Source organism: Kitasatospora sp. NPDC054768 (assembly GCF_053612025.1).
This window is the reverse complement of the sequence record NZ_JBSHBN010000199.1, coordinates 1-15,975: the sequence shown is the minus strand read 5'-3', so window position 1 is coordinate 15,975 and position 15,975 is coordinate 1. Positions and strand designations below refer to the sequence as shown.

Below are 15,975 nucleotides of genomic sequence, written 5' to 3'. Positions count from 1 at the left end.
GAGCCGGGCGCCGGCCGGCTCCGCGCGCGCGGGGGGAGGGGGTCAGGCGGCGGCGTTCTGCCGGCGGGCGCGGACGCTGGTGACCAGCTGGGCGCGGATGCGGGCGGGGACCTCGGGGGCGAAGCGGGCCAGGTAGTGGTTCAGGTGGGTCTCGTCGCCGGCGAGGAAGGGCAGGTCGAAGACCAGGAGCTTGCGCACCGCGAGCAGCGGGACGGGGGCGCGCAGCGGCCTGAAGGTGTGGTTCCACAGGCCGGGTTCCTCGCAGACCGGGTGGAACTGGCCGATCATCAGGCCCTGTTCGACGAACTCGTCCTTGGCCTTGCGCTGGAGCTCGTCCAGCACGGTGGAGTCCTCGCGGTCCAGCTGGGGCATGACCAGCAGGACGGTGAGCAGTTCGCGGTCGGACTCCTCCGTCAGGGCGGCGAGCAACTCGTCGTAGCGGGAGCGCAGTTCGGCGACCAGGCGGGGCAGGTCCCCGTCGGGGGAGCCGTCGGCGACGGCGATGTGGAACAGGCCGCGGCGCAGCGAGGGCTGGGTGTAGGGGCAGACCGGGCCGCTGCGGCCGAGGTCGGGGTGGGCGGTGGTGAGGAAGGCCCGCGCCCAGGCGAGGGTTTCGGCGGCCTCGGGGCGTTCGGCGGCGTGGCCGGCGTCGATCTGTCCGGCGCTGTACAGGCGCAGCGCGGAGGAGCCGGCGGGGGCGGCGGGCAGGGCGGGGGCGGTCATCGGGGCCCCCGCCACACCGGGGCCAGGCGGGGGCCGCCGCCGGGCAGGGCGATGGCCTCGCCGAAGCGGGTGAAGCCGCCGCCGGCGAGCAGGTGGGCCCCGCCGGGGGAGCTGGTCTCGGCGTAGGCGGCCTGGCCGGTGGCGTCGACCTCGGCGAGGAAGGCGTGCAGCAGGGCCCGGCCGGTGCGGGTGCGGCGGGCGTCGGGGTGCACGCCGACGAAGGCGAGGTAGTGGTGGGAGCGGTGGCGCGGGTGGCGCAGGGTCTGCAGGCGGGCGATGGCGGCCAGGCGGCGGGCGGGCCCGTCGTGGCCGGCGGCGTCGATCGCCTCGGCGAGGGCCAGGGCGGCGGCGCCGTCCTTCGGGCCGGGGTCGTCCCAGTGGCCGGGCGGCAGGAACAGCAGCGCCCCCAGCGGCTCGCCGTCCTGCGCGGTGTCGTCACCGGTGGTGGCCCGGTGGGCGACCAGGGCGCCCCGGTGGGCCAGGCACTGTTCGACGTGGACGCGGAAGAAGGCGGGCATCACGCGGGCGCGGTGGCCGGGGTCGGGGAAGGCCCAGAGCATCAGCGCGTCGTCGGCGAAGGCGGCGGCGAGCACGTGGGCGACGGCGTCCTCCTCGCCCGGGCGGGCCGGGCGCACGACGGGCCGTACGGCGGGCCGCAGGGCGGTGCCCGCGGCGGCGGGCAGGGCGGTGGTGGTGGTCAACGGGCACTCTCCTCGAACGAGGGGGCGGACGAAGGGGAAGGCGGGTCAACGGTCACATCGGTCGTATCGGTGGTACCGGGTGCGGCGGTCACCTCGGCCGCACGGGATGCGGCGGCCGCACCGCCCGTACCGGCCGCGTCGGGTGACGGTCGGGTGGCCGCACCGGCCGCGGCGGCCAGGGCGGTGACCCGCGCGTGCAGCGGCTCCACCCACTCCTCCGCCTCCGGCTTGATCAGCACGCTGCGCAGCACCCGGGCCCCGCCCGCGTCCGCGCGCACGCCGGGGTGGCGGCGGGTGAAGTCGGCGGCGTCCACGCGCAGCACGCTCAGGTAGACGGGGTCCCGCTCGTCGGCCATGCCCCGGCGCAGGACGTGCTCGCTGGCGGCGTCGATCGCCGACAGCGCGGGCGCCGGCGTCCCGGGGACGGTGGGGAAGTAGGTGAGGATGTCCAGCTGCGGCCACTGATGCAGCGTCAACTCCTCGCTGGCGTCGATCAGTTCGGCCCAGGTCAGGGCGGCGCGCCGGCTCGCGGCCAGCCCCGCGCCCAGGCCCTCGGGGGTGAGCGGCAGCAGCTGCAGGGTCAGCCACAGCGCGGCGGCCGAGGCCCCGGCGCGCGAGCACTCCAGGCTGATCTCGCCCAGGTGCAGTTCGGCGTCGGTGAAGTAGGTGTACGGGGAGTCGTGGGCGAAGTGCCGCCCGATGCCGGGGTCGGCGAACAGCACCGCCCCGCAGCCGTAGGGCTGCAGGCCGTGCTTGTGCGGGTCGACGGTCACCGAGTCGCAGCCGGCGACGGCCCGCCACGGCGCGGTGTCCACCCCGAGCGAGGCCGCGAGCGCGTCGTCGGCGGCCAGCAGCGCGAAGAACCCGCCGTAGGCGGCGTCCACGTGCACCCGCGCCCCGTAGCGGCGGGCCAGCGGGAGGATCTCGTGCACCGGGTCGACGGCGCCGGGCCCGGTGGTGCCGCAGGTGACCACCACCGTGCCCACCCGCCCGGTGCGCAGCAGTTCCTCCAGCGCGCCGACGTCCATCCGGCCCTCGGCGTCGGCCGCCACCGCGTGGCTCTCGACGCCCAGGACGTGGCACATCCGGCTGTGGGTGTAGTGGGCCTGGGCGCTGTGGGCGACGCCGAGGCCGGGGTGGCTCTGGCGCGCCACGTACAGCGCCTCCAGGTTGGCGATGGTGCCGCTGCTGGTCAGGTGGCCCACGTGCGCGGGCAGCGCGAACATGGCGGCGAGCTGCGCGACGCACTCGCGTTCCATGTCGTTGGTGGCCGGCCCGCCCTCGTAGGCGTGGTTGTTGGGGTTGAAGCGCATCGCCGTCAGGTAGCCCACCACCGCCGCCGGGTGCGGGGGCTTGACCATCTGCCCGGCGTAACGCGGGTGGAAGAACGGGTAGTTGTGCTCCAGGCGCTTGGCGAAGCGCTCGAACGCGGCGGCGAAGTCCGCCTCGTCCACCAGGTGCGAGGGGTGCGGCCGCAGCGGCCCGAACCGCTCGCCCCACCGCTCGGCCACCTCGGCCGCCCTCGGCAGCCAGTACCGCAGGTCCACGCTCCGGCCCTTCCCCTTCGAGTCCTTCGACAGACGGGGGCCGGCGCGCGGGTGAGCAGCACGCCGGGCCCCCGGCGAGTACGAGCGTTCACCGCGAGCCGAGTCCTTGAGCGTTCCTCGACCGCGTCCGCAGCCACGGTGGCGGCGCCGCGCAAGGCGCCCGCAACACCCGCAGCTCACCCACCGCGGCGCCCACCGGCCCCGCCCGCACCGCCCCCCACCGGCCCGAAGGGCGCCGCCCGCGGCCCCAGCCGGACCCCAGCGGGGCACGAGCGGACGCTGCTGCAATCACCCCCGGACAAGGCCGCCCCCACCCGGGAGAGGCCGGGGGAGCCCACCCGGGAGGAGAGACGCGATGGTGACCAGACGCAGGATGATCGGCGCCGCCCTGGCGGCCGGGGGAGGAGTCCTGCTCGTGCGCACCACCCAGCACCCGGCCGCCTCCGCCGCCGCTTCCTCCGCCTCCGCCGCCGCGCAGGACGCGGGGCACGCCCACCCGGCGGGCGCCACCGCCCCCGACCCGGGCCCCGACGCCGGCCCCGCGCTCGCCCCGAAGTTCACCACCGCCCTGCCGCTGCCCCCGGTGCTCAGCCCCGTCTCCACCGACGGCGGCGCCGACACCTACGCGGTGACCATGCTGCGCTCCTTCGCCCGCATCCTGCCCGGGCACCGCACCGACGTCCTCACCTACAACGGCGCCTTCCCCGGGCCCGTCATCCGCGCCCGCTCCGGACGGCCGGTGATCGTGCGCCAGACCAACCTGCTGGACGACCCGGTCTCCGTCCACCTGCACGGCTCCTCCGTCCCCGTCGACAGCGACGGCGGCCCGATGAACCTGCTGAACGCCGGCGCCACCCGCACCTGCACCTACCCCAACGACCAGCCCCACGCGAGCCTGTGGTTCCACGACCACGCCCACCACCTGGAGTCCGAGCACGTCTACCGGGGACTGGCCGGCACCTACCTGCTCACCGACGCCACCGAGGCCGCCCTGCCACTGCCCTCGGGCCGCTACGACCTGCCCATCGCGCTGCGCGACGCCCGCTTCGACGCCTCCGGCAACCTCGTCTACCGCATGGACGACGCCGCCGGACGCGCCACCATCCTCGCCAACGGCCGCCCCTGGCCCAAGGTCGACGTCGCCGCCCGCCGCTACCGCATCCGCCTGCTCAACTCCTCCAACCTGCGCTTCTTCTCCCTGCGCCTGGCCGACGGCGGCCCCATCACCTGGATCGGCTCCGACGGCGGCCTGCTGGAACGCCCCCACACCACCGACACCGTCGACCTCTCGCCCGGCGAGCGCGCCGACGTCGTCATCGACTTCTCCCGCTACCGCCCCGGCACGAGCGTCGTGCTCACCAACTCCATGCCGCCGGGCCCCGCCGAACACATCGGCCAGGTCCTGCGCTTCGACGTCGGCCGCCCCGCCCCCGACCCCTCCGCCGTCCCCGACCGGCTGCGCACCCTGCCGCCGCCGGGACCGGTGGCCCGCGAGCGCACCGTCGTGCTCAAGGTCGAGGAGGGCGGCGCCGGCGCCGCCCCGCGCGGCCTGATCGACGGCAAGGTGTACGACCCGGCCCGGGTGGACGCCGCCGTCGCCTTCGGCACCTCGGAGATCTGGACCGTCCACAACGCCAACACCGACATCCCGCACAACTTCCACCTGCACCTGGTGCAGTTCCGCGTCCTCCAGCGCAACGGCAGGGCCCCCGGCCCCGAGGAGTCGGGCCTCAAGGACACCGTGCGCCTGATGCCCGGCGAGAGCGTGCGCCTGCAGGCCACCTTCGACTCCTACCGCGGCCGCTACCCCTACCACTGCCACCTGCTGGACCACTCCGCGATGGGCATGATGGCCCAGATGGAGATCACCTGAGCACCCGAGAGCCCGATCACCCGGCCACCCTGCCACCCGGCCACCCGGCCCCCGCCGGGCCGCCCGCCGTGACGCGGGCGGCCCGAGGGCGCGTCAGGACGCGTGGATGCCCTGCCCCGGGGTGAGGATCCCCGCCGGGTCCCAGCGCCGCTTGGCCGCCACCACCCGCTCCCACAGCCCCCCGTAGTGGCGCTGCCAGTCCGCGCGCGTCATCCCCGGCACCGCCCCGATCAGGTACCGCTTGCCGCCCAGCTCCACCGCCAGGTCGTACAGCACCCGGTTGCGCTCCAGCATCGCCGCCGTGTCCGACCCCGGCCCCGGGAAGGCCAGCAGGTCGAAGTGCCAGCCCACCTCCTCCCGCCCCGGCAGCACCGCCAGCGGCGCCTTCACCTTCGAGCGCAGGTACGGGTAGAACAGCAGCAGCCCCGCCCCCAGGTCGGCGGCGGTCAGCACCTCGGCGGCCCGCGCCATGAACGCCCGCGCCGTGGACGCCGGCAGGAACACGCTCAGCCACGGCTTGGGCAGCGCCCAGAACCCGGCCGCCCGCAGGTACCCCGAGAAGCCGTCCACCCGGTAGGCGTACTCCCGCCAGCTCTGCTCCACCACCTCCGTCTCCACCGGCGCCAGCCCCGCCAGCAGCGCCGCCCGGTCCACCGCCTGCCCGGCGTCCGCGAACGCCACCAGCTCCGCCTTGTAGCGCCAGCGCGAACCGTCCGCGCTGCGCACCACGTCGCCGACCTGGAAGTCGAAGCGGCGCCGGGCCAGCACCTTCTCCTGGTCGGCGAGGTAGGCGTCCAGGTCGTCGTAGTACAGCGAGAAGACGTGGGCGCGCTCGGGCACCCGCACCAGGGCGAGGGTGACGCGCACGATGACGCCGACCTGGCCGCCGCCGGCCAGCACCGCCTCGAACAGCTCGCGGTTGCGGGTGGGGGAGGCGGTGACCAGCTCGCCGGTGCCGGTCACCACGTCCAGCTCCAGCACGTTGTCGACCTGCATGCCGTGGCGCTGCACGCCGCCGCCGATGCCGCCGACGCTCAGCGTGCCGCCCACCGACAGGTGCAGGTAGTCGGTGAGCACCGGCGGCACCCAGCCCGCGGCCAGGCCCGCCTCGGTGACCTGCGCCCAGGTCGCCCCGGCCTCGACCACGGCGCGCCCCGGGCGCACCGAGACGACCTTCGACAGGCCGCGGGCGTCGATGGCGACGCCGCCGCGGGGGTTGGCCTGGCCGTAGCTGGAGTGCGACTCCAGTGCGGCCTCGCCGAGCTGCGCGAGGTCCCCGCTCTGCCCGTTGACGGCCACCGGGATGCGGTGGCGGCGGGCGAAGGCGACCAGCTGCTGCACGTCGCGCACCGAGCCGGGGCGCAGCACCGCCCGGGGCGCGGCGGTGACGAGGTGTCCGAAGTCGCCGGAGAAGCGCTCCAGGCCCTCGCCCCGCAGGGTCACCGTGCCGTCCAGGGCGGGCAGCCGGGCGATGTCGGCGCCGGTGTCGGCGCCGGTGTCCGCGTCGGCCTCGGTGGCCCAGGCGGCGGTGGCGGTGTTCCAGCCGATGACGGCGGTGACGGCCCCGGCGCCGGCCGAGGTGAGGAGGGCGCGGCGCGACAGTCCTGACCTGCTCATATCAGAATTTCTCCGATCAGTCGTCAAATAGGGATTGTTGTATCGCAACTATCGGGTGATCACCTACTGGCGTGCACCGGTGATCTGCTGCTCGATGCGCCGCAGCTCGGCCATCGGGTACTCCCACATCCGCACCTGATGGGCGGGGGCGTGGGCGGGGACGTGCGCGCACGCCGCCCGCGCCTCGTCCAGCAGCGCCCGCCGCGCCTCGGGCAGGTGGGCCACCCGCGGCCCCTCGGCGGCCTCCCGCAGTACGAACGCCAGCTTGTAGGCGTGGGCGGCCGGGCTGACGGCGAACAGCGCCCGGTACACCCACAGGCCCTCCTCGCCGCGCAGGATCCGCTCGTTGTGGCTCAGCAGCCGCACCCGGGCCTTCAGCACCATGTCCTCGTGCACGCTCATCGCGCCCGTCCCCCTTCGTCGTTCGTGTGGTCCCCCCGTCCGCCCGCCGCCCCTGTGCGGGGGCAGCACGCCGTGCGCGCCGGCCGCCCTGGAAAGGACGGTCGGCGCGGGACACGGAAGGGGATGCGCACGAGTCTGCGGGCGCGCACCGACGCGCGGCAAGGCGGAAGAAGGGTGGGCTGCGTCCTACCGAACCCTTGCCCGACCTGGCAGGATGGGGGTCGGCACCCTCCCGGCCGGGTGCCGCGGGGCCGAACTTTCGAGCCCGAACTCCCGGGCCCGGGTTCCCGAGCCCGAGCCCGAGCCCGCTCCCGAGGCGGAGTCGCGGAGGCGGGGGAGGCGGGCCGTGACCCACGTGCAACCGAGCTCCGGCAACTGCCCGACTAGACCGCGGGGACCATCCCGAGCAGCTCGCCCAGGCGGCGGACCGTGGCGGGCGACTCGCGGTGCAGGCCGGCGACGTCGAGGCCCTCGTCTCCCAGGATCATCAGCAGCGCCTGCTCCCCGATCGCCAGCACCACGACGTAGCCGCTGTTGCAGCGGGTGACCACGTCGCGCAGGCCGCCCACGCCGACCTCGGCCGCGGTGCGCCGGCCGAGGCCGAGCATGGCGGCCGACAGGGCGGCGGCCGACTCGGGGTGGACGGCGGCCGTGTCGGCGGCCACCAACAGGCCGTCGGTGGTGGAGATGACACTCTCCGAGATGCCCATGACCCGGTCGCGGAGGGACTTCAACTCGTCGACCAGCACGGCGGTCGGTGTCTGGCTGCTCATGGTGCGCTCTTCTCGCTCTGCTCGGTCGTCTCGGTACACGCGGTGTGCTCGGCGCGGTGTGCGTTCGGTGGACCGTCGGGAGCGGCCGCCGCTCCCTCGGATCGGGCGGGCAGGCCGCCGGGGCCGCCCGCGCCGCGTCCGCCGCGGACGCGGCGCGGCAGCGGCCCGGTGCCGGCCGGCGGCGGTTCACCCGTCGGCCTGCGCGGGGCCACGCTCGGTGCCAGGGGAGTCGGGTGCGCCGGTTCCCGGTGGAGCAGGTGCCGGGCGTCCATCCGTACGACGTCGAGGAGCACCGCGAACACGCCGCGTCCCAGGGCGAAGCCGAGGTCGCGCGCGGTGCGGCGGCCGGTGGCGGCGGCCAGGATCTCCCGGTGGCGGACCGGGATCCGCAGCGCGCCGGACTCGGCCCGGGCGGCAGGACGGATCCGGATGCGGGCCAGTTCGCCGGGCGGTCCCCAGAGGCGGGTCAGCAGGGCCGTCCGCCGGGCGGTCTCCTCGAAGAGCCGCTCCGGCTCGATGCCCGGGCGCAGCGCGATCCTGGCAGGCGGCGCCGCCTCGGCCGTCTCCCAACTGCCGGGCGGGCTCAGCACCAGGGCGAAGGCCCCGTCGAAGGCGGCGGCGGCGCAGACGGCTTCGAGCTCGGCGGCGCCGATCGACCCCTGAGCCACCAGGGCCGCGCCGAGGTCGCCGCCCCAGGTCGGGGCGGCGTCGGCCGGCCGGCCGGCGGACGCGGCCGTCTCGGCGGACGCCCACTCCTCCTCGCCGACGCGCCGGGACTTCAGCAGCAGGGTCTCGGCGGTCGGGGCCCCGGGGGTCTCGATCGCGGCGACCAGACCCTGCTCCAGGTGGATCGTGCCGCCCGGTGCGCCGGAGACGGTGACCGAGCCGGTGAACTCCGTCCGGCGCAGCGCGAGCAGCAGCGCGGGCACGTTGCGCGCGGTGGGCGGAGCCGGCGTCGTGGGAGCTGCGGGCACGCCGGGCGGCGCCGTGTCGTAGGACGGGTCGGTCATGCCAGCAAGTCCTGCGCGCGGTCGGCGGTCTGGCGGACGGCCAGCGCCAGGTTGGTCCGTTCCCGGTCCAGCACGGTGGCCAGCAGCAGGGGGTCGCCCTTCCGGGACACCACCTGGACGACCTGGTGATGGCGGGTGCTGGTGACCACCAGGCTCTCCAACTCGCTCTCCGCCCCTGCCTCGTACAGCCGCTCGCCGATCAGGTTGGTCAGCTCGGCGAGTTCGGCCCCGGTCCCGAGCAGCCGGTGGTCCCCGGCGGACTGGTAGCTGAGACCTGTGACGGCGTCGACGAGCGCGGCACCGACCACTCCGGGGGAGCCGAGCACATCGGAGAGGGAAGCTTCGAGTGCGCGCACCAGTACCCCTTCACGTTCTGAACCCCCGGTAGCGTACTTTATTCCATCATTTTCACGAGGTGACCACAACCGGTGACTTCTTGCTACTTTGTTCCTGCACACGGGAGTTCCGCCCGGAAGTCACGCAAAGGACGAACAGCGCATGAACATTGACGACGCACTCAAGGACGCGATGGCCATCGAGGGGGCCATCGGAGTGGCCGTGGCCGACTACGAGAGCGGTATGTCGCTCGGGTTCCTCGGCGGGGGGCAGCAACTCGACCTGGAGATTGCGGCCGCCGCCAACACCGAGGTCGTTCGTGCGAAGATACGCGCCCTGGCCGCGCTGTCGATCGACGATGTCATCGAGGACGTCCTGATCACCCTCGGCACCCAGTACCACCTGATCCGCCCGCTGACCCGCGGTCACGGCTCGCTCTTCCTCTACCTGGCGCTGGACCGCTCGCGCGCCAACCTTGCGCTCGCCCGGCACGGTCTCAAGCGCATCGAGGCCGCTCTCGACGTCTAGCCGAGGCCGGGCCGGCGGCCCGTGTCCGCGCCCCGTCCGGAATGCCCGCCCGGAAGCCCTGCCCGAAGGACTGTCCGGAAGGCCCCGCGCGGGCCGCGTGTCGCGCGTGGAATTCCGGGCGGAGCGAATGCGGGGCGTGACGAACCGGCTACGGAGATCCGTCCGCGGGAATCGGGCCGCGAAATATCACGGGTGTACGCCGACCACGGAGATGCGTGACTTTCCGATGACTGGGCGTCATATTCGCCCCGGCTGTTCCGGCCGGCGACGGGGCGCCGGAATACCGTGGTCGAACCGCCGGAGCGCCGGTGTTTCGGCGGTGCCGCGGAATCGGCCCGACCACGCCGCGCGCGGCACGAAGGAGCGCCCCCGAGCCGCCTTGACCGAACGGCGTTGGGTCTAGCCTGGGCCGCATGTTCGTACTTGAGCTGACGTACACCGCCGACGTGGAGTCGATCGACGCCGTGCTGCCCCGGCACATCGAGTGGCTCCGGGAGCACTACGCGGCGGGCACCTTCCTCGCCTCGGGGCGCAAGGTGCCGCGCGACGGCGGGGTGATCCTCGCGGTGGGACCGGACCGGGCCGGCATCGAGGCACTGGTGGCCACCGACCCGTTCGTGCGGGCCGGGTTGACCGAGTACCGGGTGACGGAGTTCCTCGCCACCACCACCGCCGAGGAGTTGGCGGCCCACCGCCAGCAACTGCCCGCCTGAGCCCTGCCGCCCCGCCCGTCCCCGTCCGTCCGTGGTGCCCCGGGCCGTTCGCGCGGTTCGGGGCACGGTCGCGTTCTGGCTACGATCGGTGAGCGCGGAGCGACGACGTATCGCGAGTACCGACTTTCGGCGGGAGAAGACGGATGGCACACGCACGGGCCGGGCAGCCGGCGCAGCCCGGTGACCTGGTGGACGTGGCGCGGCTGGTGACGGCGTACTACGCGCTGAACCCGGACCCGCAGGAGCCCGGGCAGCGGGTGGCGTTCGGGACCTCGGGACACCGGGGCTCGTCGCTGGACGCGGCCTTCAACGAGGACCACATCGCCGCGACCACGCAGGCGATCTGCGAGTACCGGGCCGAACAGGGCGTCGCGGGCCCGCTGTTCCTGGGCGCCGACACCCACGCCCTGTCCGAGCCCGCCAGGGCCACCGCCCTGGAGGTCCTGGCCGCCAACGGCGTTCAGGTGCTGATCGACGCCGCCGACGGCTACACCCCCACCCCGGCGGTCTCCCACGCGATCCTCGCCCACAACCGGCGCAGCCCCCGCGCGCTGGCCGACGGCATCGTGGTCACCCCCTCGCACAACCCGCCGCGCGACGGCGGCTTCAAGTACAACCCGCCCAGCGGCGGCCCGGCCGGCTCCCAGGCCACCGGCTGGATCCAGGACCGCGCCAACGAGCTGATCCGCGAGGGCCTGCGCGGCGTCAAGAAGGTCCCCTACGCGCGGGCGCTGGCCGCCGCCACCACCGGGCGCCACGACTACCTCACCGCCTACGTCGAGGACCTGCCCTCCGTCCTGGACCTGGACGCGGTGCGCGACGCGGGCCTGCGCATCGGCGCCGACCCGCTCGGCGGGGCCTCGGTGGCCTACTGGGCGCGCATCGCCGAGACCCACCGCCTGGACCTGACCGTCGTCAACCCGGTGACCGACCCGACCTGGCGGTTCATGACGCTCGACTGGGACGGCAGGATCCGCATGGACTGCTCCTCCCCGGCCGCGATGGCCTCCCTCATCGGCCGCAAGGACGAGTACGCCATCGCCACCGGCAACGACGCCGACGCCGACCGCCACGGCATCGTCACCCCCGACGGCGGCCTGATGAACCCCAACCACTACCTCGCGGTGGCCGTCGACTACCTCTACCGCCACCGCGCCGACTGGCCCGGCGACGCCGGCGTCGGCAAGACCCTGGTCTCCTCCTCCATGCTCGACCGCGTCGCCGCCGACCTCGGCCGCACCCTGGTGGAGGTCCCGGTCGGCTTCAAGTGGTTCGTCGACGGCCTGCTGGAGGGCTCGATCGGCTTCGGCGGCGAGGAGAGCGCCGGCGCCTCCTTCCTGCGCCGCGACGGCGGGGTGTGGACCACCGACAAGGACGGCATCCTGCTCGCCCTGCTGGCCTCCGAGATCACCGCCGTCACCGGCGCCACCCCCAGCGCCCACTACCGCGAACTGACCGAGCGCCACGGCGCACCCTCCTACGCCCGCGTGGACGCCCCCGCCGACCGCGAACAGAAGGCCCGCCTGGCCCGCCTGTCCCCCGAACGGGTCGGCGCCGGCGAGATCGCCGGCGAGAAGATCACCGCCGTCCTCGCCAAGGCCCCCGGCAACGGCGCCCTGATCGGCGGCATCAAGGTCTGCACCGAGAACGCCTGGTTCGCCGCCCGCCCCTCGGGCACCGAGGACGTCTACAAGATCTACGCCGAGTCCTTCCACGGCGACGAACACCTCGCCCGGGTCCAGGACGAGGCCCGCGCCCTGGTCGGCGAGGTCCTGCGGGGCTGACCCCCCCCGCACCGGGCGGCCCCGGCCCGGCACGTTCCGCCGGACCGGGGCACCCCCGCACCTCCCGGGCGCGCCTGCCGGGCGCACCTCCTGGGCGCGCCTGCCGGGCCCGCCGGCTGCCGCCCGCTCAGACGCCCGCCGGCTGCGCCCGCTCCGGGCCCGGAGCGGGCCGGCGCTCGTCGCGCGTGGTCGCCGCCGCCACCGCGCACGCCACCAGCGCCAGCACCGCCGCCGCGAACGGGAACCACCGCCCGCCCAGCACCGCGATCGCCGCCGACCCCGCCGCACCCCCCGCCGCCGTCCCCAGGTACAGCGCACTGCTGTTCAACGAGATCAGCAGCGGCGCGTTCACCGGATCGATCGACGCCAGCCGGTGCGGCAGCGCCACCGACACCGCCCACCCCGCCAGCGGCACCACCACCGCGTACCCCAGCGCCCCCGGCATGCTGCGCCCCAGCCACGGCAGCGCGGCGAACGCGAGCGCGGCCACCGCCGAGCCGGCCAGCAGCACCCGCCGCACCCCGATCCGGTCCACCAGGCGCCCGCCCAGCCAGCTGCCGGCCACCGACATCACGCCGCTGGTCAGCAGGATCAGGCTCAGCCGGTCGGCGTCGCCGCCGGTGGCGCCGGACATCGCGGTGGACAGGAAGATGTAGACGCTCTGGAAGGCGAGGAAGAACACCAGCGTGGTGGCCGCGGCGCCCAGCACCCGGCGCCGGCCCAGCGGCGCCAGGCGCGCCTTGAGGGTGGGGGCGGCGGTGGGGGCGGGCAGGTCGCGCAGCAGGAGGGCGAGGCCCGCGAGGGCGGCCAGGCCCAGCGCGGTGACCAGCCACATCGTCATCCGCCAGTCGGCGCGTCCCACCCAGGTGCCCAGCGGCACGCCGAGCGCGGTGGCCACCGTCATCCCGCCGAGCACGGTCGCCAGCGCCCGTCCGCGCCGCTCGGGGGCGACCAGGGTGGTGGCCACCGCGTTGGCGGTGGGCGTGTAGAGGGCGGCGCCGGCCGCGGCCAGGACGCGGGTGGCCAGCAGCAGCCCGTAGGTGGGGGCGAGCGCGCTGAGCGCGTTGGCCGCGCTGAACACCGCGAGCGCGGTCAGCAGCAGGCGCCGGCGCGGCCAGCGGGCGGTGAGCGTGGCCAGCACCGGGGCCAGCAGCGCGTAGCCGAGCGCGAAGACGGTGACCAGCTGGCCGGCGGCCGGCACCGACACCCCCAGGTCGGCGGAGATCGGGCCGAGGATGCCGGCGAAGACCATCGAGTCGGTGCCCATGGCGAAGGTGCCGAGGGCGAGCAGGAGCAGACGTACGGGCACGGCAGGGCCCCCCGGGGCGCAAGGAAAACCAATTGTTGGATGGACATGCAACTGTTTGATGCTCGTCAAACACTCGGGGATGGGTGGATGATTGTCAAACCATCCGTTTCCCCCGCGGTTCCCCGCGGCCCCCGAGGAGCGTGCGCCATGAGCGACGACGAGCGGCTTCCCCAGCCCGCCACCGCCGACATCGACCTCGTCACGGTCCTGCACGCCCTCGGCGACCCCGTGCGCATGACCCTGCTGCTCAGCTACGCCGACGACGCCGAGCACTCCTGCGACCCCCGCGACCTGGGCCTGGACCACCTCCACAAGTCGACCGTCTCCCACCACATGCGGGTGCTGCGCGAGGCCGGCGTCACCACCACCCGCGTCGCCGGCCGCAACCGCTTCGTCAGCCTGCGCCGCGCCGACCTCGACGCCCGCTTCCCCGGCCTGCTCGACGCGCTCCTGGCGGGCCAGGCAACTCCCGTACGGTAGACCCGGGTTGGCCCCTAGGGGATGGAGCGCCGCGGCTGCCGCCGCAGGCGTAGGCCTGCGGACGTAAGGCCCCCCGGGCGGCTCCTGCCGCGGGCGGACGCGCCCGGGCGGGCCGGGTCGGCACGGTGGACGCGCACCCCGCCCACCGGCGCGCACCGCCCACCGGCGCACCCCGCCGTCGTGCCGCCGCCCGACCCGCCGCAGGAGCCACGCCCATGACCGCATCCCAGCCCGAGCGCCCGTCCGACCGTCCGTTCTCCCGTCCGTTCTCCCGTCCGTCCGAGCGCCCGCTCGACCGTCCGCTCAGCCGCCGCGGTGTCCTCGGGGCGCTCGCCCTGGGCGCCGCCACCGCCACCGCCGCCGTCGCCGGTGCCGGGCCCGCGCGTGCCGACAGCGCGCCGGGCGGTGCCGCACCGGGCGGCACGGCGTCGGGGGGTGCCGCGGGGGAGCCCCGCCTGTGCCTGCCGGCGCCCACCGGCCCCCACCCCGTCGGCACCGCCCTGCTGTACCTGACCGACGCCACCCGCACCGACGCCTGGGCCCCCGTGCCGCGCCCGCGCGAACTGCGCGCCCGCCTCTGGTACCCGGCCGCGCCCGGCGCCCGGGGCCCGTACGCGCCGTGGATGAACCCTGCCGAGACCGCCCACCTGCAGGCCGCCTACTTCGCCGTCCCCGACGCCCGCCTCACCTGGCCCACCACCCACGCCCGCCCGGACGTGCCCGCCGACCGCGGCCGCCGCCACCCCGTGGTCCTCAACTCCCACGGCTCCGGCGCCGACAGCGCCTTCAACACCGCCCTCGCCGAGGAACTCGCCTCCCACGGCCACGTCGTCGCCGCCGTCGACCACACCTACGACGCCGGCGAGGTCGAATTCCCCGGCCACCGCCTCGAAGTGCGCGACAAGGCCCGCGTCCAGGCGATGACCGACGCCGAGATCGTCGCCTACCGCGCCGCCGACGCCCGCTGCCTGCTCGACCGCCTCGAAAGCGGCCCGCTGCCCGCCGGCCTCCACACCGCCCTCGACCTCGACGCCGTCGGCATGTTCGGCCACTCCATGGGCGGCGCCACCACCGCCCAGGCCCTGCACGACGACCCGCGCATCCGCGCCGGCGCCGTCCTGGACGGCCCCCTGTTCGGCACCAGCGCCACCGCCGACCAGGACCGCCCCCTGCTGCTGATGGCCTCCACCTGGGACAGCCCCGCCCGCGACGCCATGTGGGACACCCTGTGGCCGCACCTGACCGGCTGGCGCCGCCGCCTGACCCTCACCCGCTCAGGACACCTGTCCTACTGCGACCTCCAACTCCTCGTCCCCCAGGGCCAGAGCGTCTTCTCCTGGCCCGCCGACCAGCTGGAACACTTCCTCGGCACCGGCGACCCCCAGCGCGCCGTCGCCGCCCAACGCGCCTACCTCACCGCCTACTTCGGCCTCCACCTGCGCGCCGTCCCCGCCCCCCTGCTCGACGCCCCCTCGCCCCGCTGGCCCGAGATCCGCTTCGACGCCTGATCCCCCTGTTCTGCTGCTCTGCCGCTCCGACGCCTCGGCCGACCGCGCGCTTCACCAGCTCGGCGATCCGCTCCTCCACCTCGGCCGTCACCTCCGTCAGCGCGAAGTACGACCGGCCACATCGGCCCCTCGTCCAGCTGCGCCTCGTCGCTGAAACCCGGCGTGGCGTAGCGGGACTTGAACTTCTCCGCGCTCTGGAAGAAGCACACCACCCTGCCCTCCAGCGCGTAGGCGGGCATCCCGTACCAGAGCCTGGGCGCGAGTGCGGGAGCGGCGGCGGTGACCACCTCGTGCACCCGTTCGGCCGGTACCCGGTCGCCCTGCGGCATCTCCGTGATCTTCGCGAGCACGTCCCGCGGCGCCTCGGCCGCCTTCTCCGTCTGCGAGGCCCGGCGCGCGGCCGTCTTCAGTTCCTGCGCGTGGTCCTTCATCGCGGCCCGCTCCTCGGCGGAGAACCCCTCGTGCTGTCGTGCGATCTCGGGAGGGACCTTGGCGCCCGCCTCCGACACGGCGGAGGGTCCGTCAGATACCGGTGCCGGTGCCGGCAGGTGGTGTGCGCACGACGAAGCGGCGGGGGGGGGGGGGCCGGGGGGGGGGGCGCCCCCCCCCCCCCCGCGCCCCCCGCGGGGGGGGGGGGGCGGGGGGGTGGGGTATAAAACAAAAAAACGGGC

Annotated in this window: 15 protein-coding genes and 1 pseudogene; 6 read left to right on the top strand and 10 right to left on the bottom strand. The window is 75.2% G+C overall.

The annotated features are described in order from the left end of the window. Positions 1–42: 42 nt before the first annotated feature. Genes ACWGKU_RS36500 through ACWGKU_RS36490 form a run of 3 tightly spaced genes read right to left on the bottom strand, consistent with a single transcriptional unit; the run spans position 43 to position 2,971 of the window. On the bottom strand, positions 43–723 hold the full coding sequence (locus ACWGKU_RS36500; protein WP_452178567.1) for a DUF6875 domain-containing protein: 681 nt from the start codon (positions 721–723) through the stop codon (positions 43–45). Continuing rightward, on the bottom strand, positions 720–1,424 hold the full coding sequence (locus ACWGKU_RS36495; RefSeq protein WP_452178568.1) for a hypothetical protein: 705 nt from the start codon (positions 1,422–1,424) through the stop codon (positions 720–722). Before ACWGKU_RS36495 ends, ACWGKU_RS36500 begins: the two co-directional genes overlap by 4 nt. Beyond that, the gene (locus ACWGKU_RS36490) at positions 1,421–2,971 is read right to left on the bottom strand and encodes a pyridoxal phosphate-dependent decarboxylase family protein (RefSeq protein WP_452178569.1); all 1,551 of its coding nucleotides are present in this window, start codon (positions 2,969–2,971) and stop codon (positions 1,421–1,423) included. The genes ACWGKU_RS36495 and ACWGKU_RS36490 overlap by 4 nt, the downstream gene beginning before the upstream one ends. A 355-nt stretch (positions 2,972–3,326) precedes the next feature. Between ACWGKU_RS36490 and ACWGKU_RS36485 the strand changes: the two genes are divergently transcribed. Continuing rightward, positions 3,327–4,844, top strand: coding sequence for a multicopper oxidase family protein (locus ACWGKU_RS36485; RefSeq protein WP_452178570.1), 1,518 nt, complete (start codon positions 3,327–3,329; stop codon positions 4,842–4,844). A gap of 93 nt (positions 4,845–4,937) precedes the next feature. On the opposite strand, the gene ACWGKU_RS36480 is transcribed toward ACWGKU_RS36485, so the two are convergent. From ACWGKU_RS36480 to ACWGKU_RS36460, 5 genes are all read right to left on the bottom strand, one after another. Further along, entirely contained in the window at positions 4,938–6,461 is a 1,524-nt protein-coding gene (locus ACWGKU_RS36480) for an FAD-binding protein (RefSeq protein ID WP_401054333.1), read from the bottom strand. Between the two features lie 63 nt (positions 6,462–6,524). Further along, positions 6,525–6,863 (bottom strand): hypothetical protein, encoded by a 339-nt coding sequence (locus tag ACWGKU_RS36475; RefSeq protein ID WP_452178571.1) that lies wholly within the window; start codon positions 6,861–6,863, stop codon positions 6,525–6,527. A gap of 383 nt (positions 6,864–7,246) precedes the next feature. Continuing rightward, entirely contained in the window at positions 7,247–7,636 is a 390-nt protein-coding gene (locus tag ACWGKU_RS36470) for a roadblock/LC7 domain-containing protein (RefSeq protein ID WP_401052573.1), read from the bottom strand. Beyond that, positions 7,633–8,646: a hypothetical protein gene (locus ACWGKU_RS36465; protein WP_452178572.1), complete on the bottom strand. Its 1,014-nt coding sequence runs from the start codon at positions 8,644–8,646 to the stop codon at positions 7,633–7,635. Before ACWGKU_RS36465 ends, ACWGKU_RS36470 begins: the two co-directional genes overlap by 4 nt. After that, positions 8,643–9,002, bottom strand: a complete 360-nt coding sequence (locus tag ACWGKU_RS36460) for a hypothetical protein (protein ID WP_363587515.1) — start codon at positions 9,000–9,002, stop codon at positions 8,643–8,645. Before ACWGKU_RS36460 ends, ACWGKU_RS36465 begins: the two co-directional genes overlap by 4 nt. Positions 9,003–9,144: 142 nt before the next feature. Here ACWGKU_RS36460 and ACWGKU_RS36455 point away from each other — a divergent pair, with 142 nt between their 5' ends. The 3 genes from ACWGKU_RS36455 (at position 9,145) to pgm (ending at position 12,007) form a co-directional block, all read left to right on the top strand. Further along, on the top strand, positions 9,145–9,510 hold the full coding sequence (locus ACWGKU_RS36455; protein WP_359906349.1) for a hypothetical protein: 366 nt from the start codon (positions 9,145–9,147) through the stop codon (positions 9,508–9,510). 413 nt (positions 9,511–9,923) lie between these two features. After that, positions 9,924–10,223 carry a YciI family protein gene (locus tag ACWGKU_RS36450; RefSeq protein WP_401052578.1) on the top strand — a complete coding sequence of 100 codons (300 nt, stop codon included), beginning with the start codon at positions 9,924–9,926 and terminating at the stop codon, positions 10,221–10,223. A gap of 143 nt (positions 10,224–10,366) precedes the next feature. Continuing rightward, positions 10,367–12,007 (top strand): phosphoglucomutase (alpha-D-glucose-1,6-bisphosphate-dependent), encoded by a 1,641-nt coding sequence (gene pgm, locus ACWGKU_RS36445; RefSeq protein ID WP_359906354.1) that lies wholly within the window; start codon positions 10,367–10,369, stop codon positions 12,005–12,007. A 127-nt stretch (positions 12,008–12,134) separates the two neighbouring features. On the opposite strand, the gene ACWGKU_RS36440 is transcribed toward pgm, so the two are convergent. Then, on the bottom strand, positions 12,135–13,316 hold the full coding sequence (locus ACWGKU_RS36440) for an MFS transporter (RefSeq protein WP_452178573.1): 1,182 nt from the start codon (positions 13,314–13,316) through the stop codon (positions 12,135–12,137). A 147-nt stretch (positions 13,317–13,463) separates the two neighbouring features. Here ACWGKU_RS36440 and ACWGKU_RS36435 point away from each other — a divergent pair, with 147 nt between their 5' ends. Together ACWGKU_RS36435 and ACWGKU_RS36430 are read left to right on the top strand one after the other, a co-directional pair. Beyond that, positions 13,464–13,796, top strand: coding sequence for an ArsR/SmtB family transcription factor (locus ACWGKU_RS36435; protein ID WP_401055368.1), 333 nt, complete (start codon positions 13,464–13,466; stop codon positions 13,794–13,796). Positions 13,797–14,011: 215 nt separating this feature from the next. Continuing rightward, positions 14,012–15,304: an alpha/beta hydrolase family protein gene (locus ACWGKU_RS36430; protein ID WP_452178574.1), complete on the top strand. Its 1,293-nt coding sequence runs from the start codon at positions 14,012–14,014 to the stop codon at positions 15,302–15,304. Between the two features lie 40 nt (positions 15,305–15,344). Here ACWGKU_RS36430 and ACWGKU_RS36425 read toward each other — a convergent pair. Then, a pseudogene (locus ACWGKU_RS36425) lies at positions 15,345–15,735 on the bottom strand (iron chaperone); the annotation flags it as partial. Positions 15,736–15,975: the final 240 nt, after the last annotated feature.

Excerpts from the sequence above, each read along its gene's own strand:
- ACWGKU_RS36450 (WP_401052578.1), top strand. The coding sequence starts at position 9,924 with ATGTTCGTACTTGAGCTGACGTACACCGCCGACGTGGAGTCGATCGAC.
- ACWGKU_RS36455 (WP_359906349.1), top strand. The coding sequence starts at position 9,145 with ATGAACATTGACGACGCACTCAAGGACGCGATGGCCATCGAGGGGGCC.
- ACWGKU_RS36480 (WP_401054333.1), bottom strand. The coding sequence starts at position 6,461 with ATGAGCAGGTCAGGACTGTCGCGCCGCGCCCTCCTCACCTCGGCCGGC.
- ACWGKU_RS36465 (WP_452178572.1), bottom strand. The coding sequence starts at position 8,646 with ATGACCGACCCGTCCTACGACACGGCGCCGCCCGGCGTGCCCGCAGCT.
- ACWGKU_RS36470 (WP_401052573.1), bottom strand. The coding sequence starts at position 7,636 with ATGAGCAGCCAGACACCGACCGCCGTGCTGGTCGACGAGTTGAAGTCC.
- pgm (WP_359906354.1), top strand. The coding sequence starts at position 10,367 with ATGGCACACGCACGGGCCGGGCAGCCGGCGCAGCCCGGTGACCTGGTG.
- ACWGKU_RS36430 (WP_452178574.1), top strand. The coding sequence starts at position 14,012 with ATGACCGCATCCCAGCCCGAGCGCCCGTCCGACCGTCCGTTCTCCCGT.
- ACWGKU_RS36500 (WP_452178567.1), bottom strand. The coding sequence starts at position 723 with ATGACCGCCCCCGCCCTGCCCGCCGCCCCCGCCGGCTCCTCCGCGCTG.
- ACWGKU_RS36485 (WP_452178570.1), top strand. The coding sequence starts at position 3,327 with ATGGTGACCAGACGCAGGATGATCGGCGCCGCCCTGGCGGCCGGGGGA.
- ACWGKU_RS36435 (WP_401055368.1), top strand. The coding sequence starts at position 13,464 with ATGAGCGACGACGAGCGGCTTCCCCAGCCCGCCACCGCCGACATCGAC.
- ACWGKU_RS36475 (WP_452178571.1), bottom strand. The coding sequence starts at position 6,863 with ATGAGCGTGCACGAGGACATGGTGCTGAAGGCCCGGGTGCGGCTGCTG.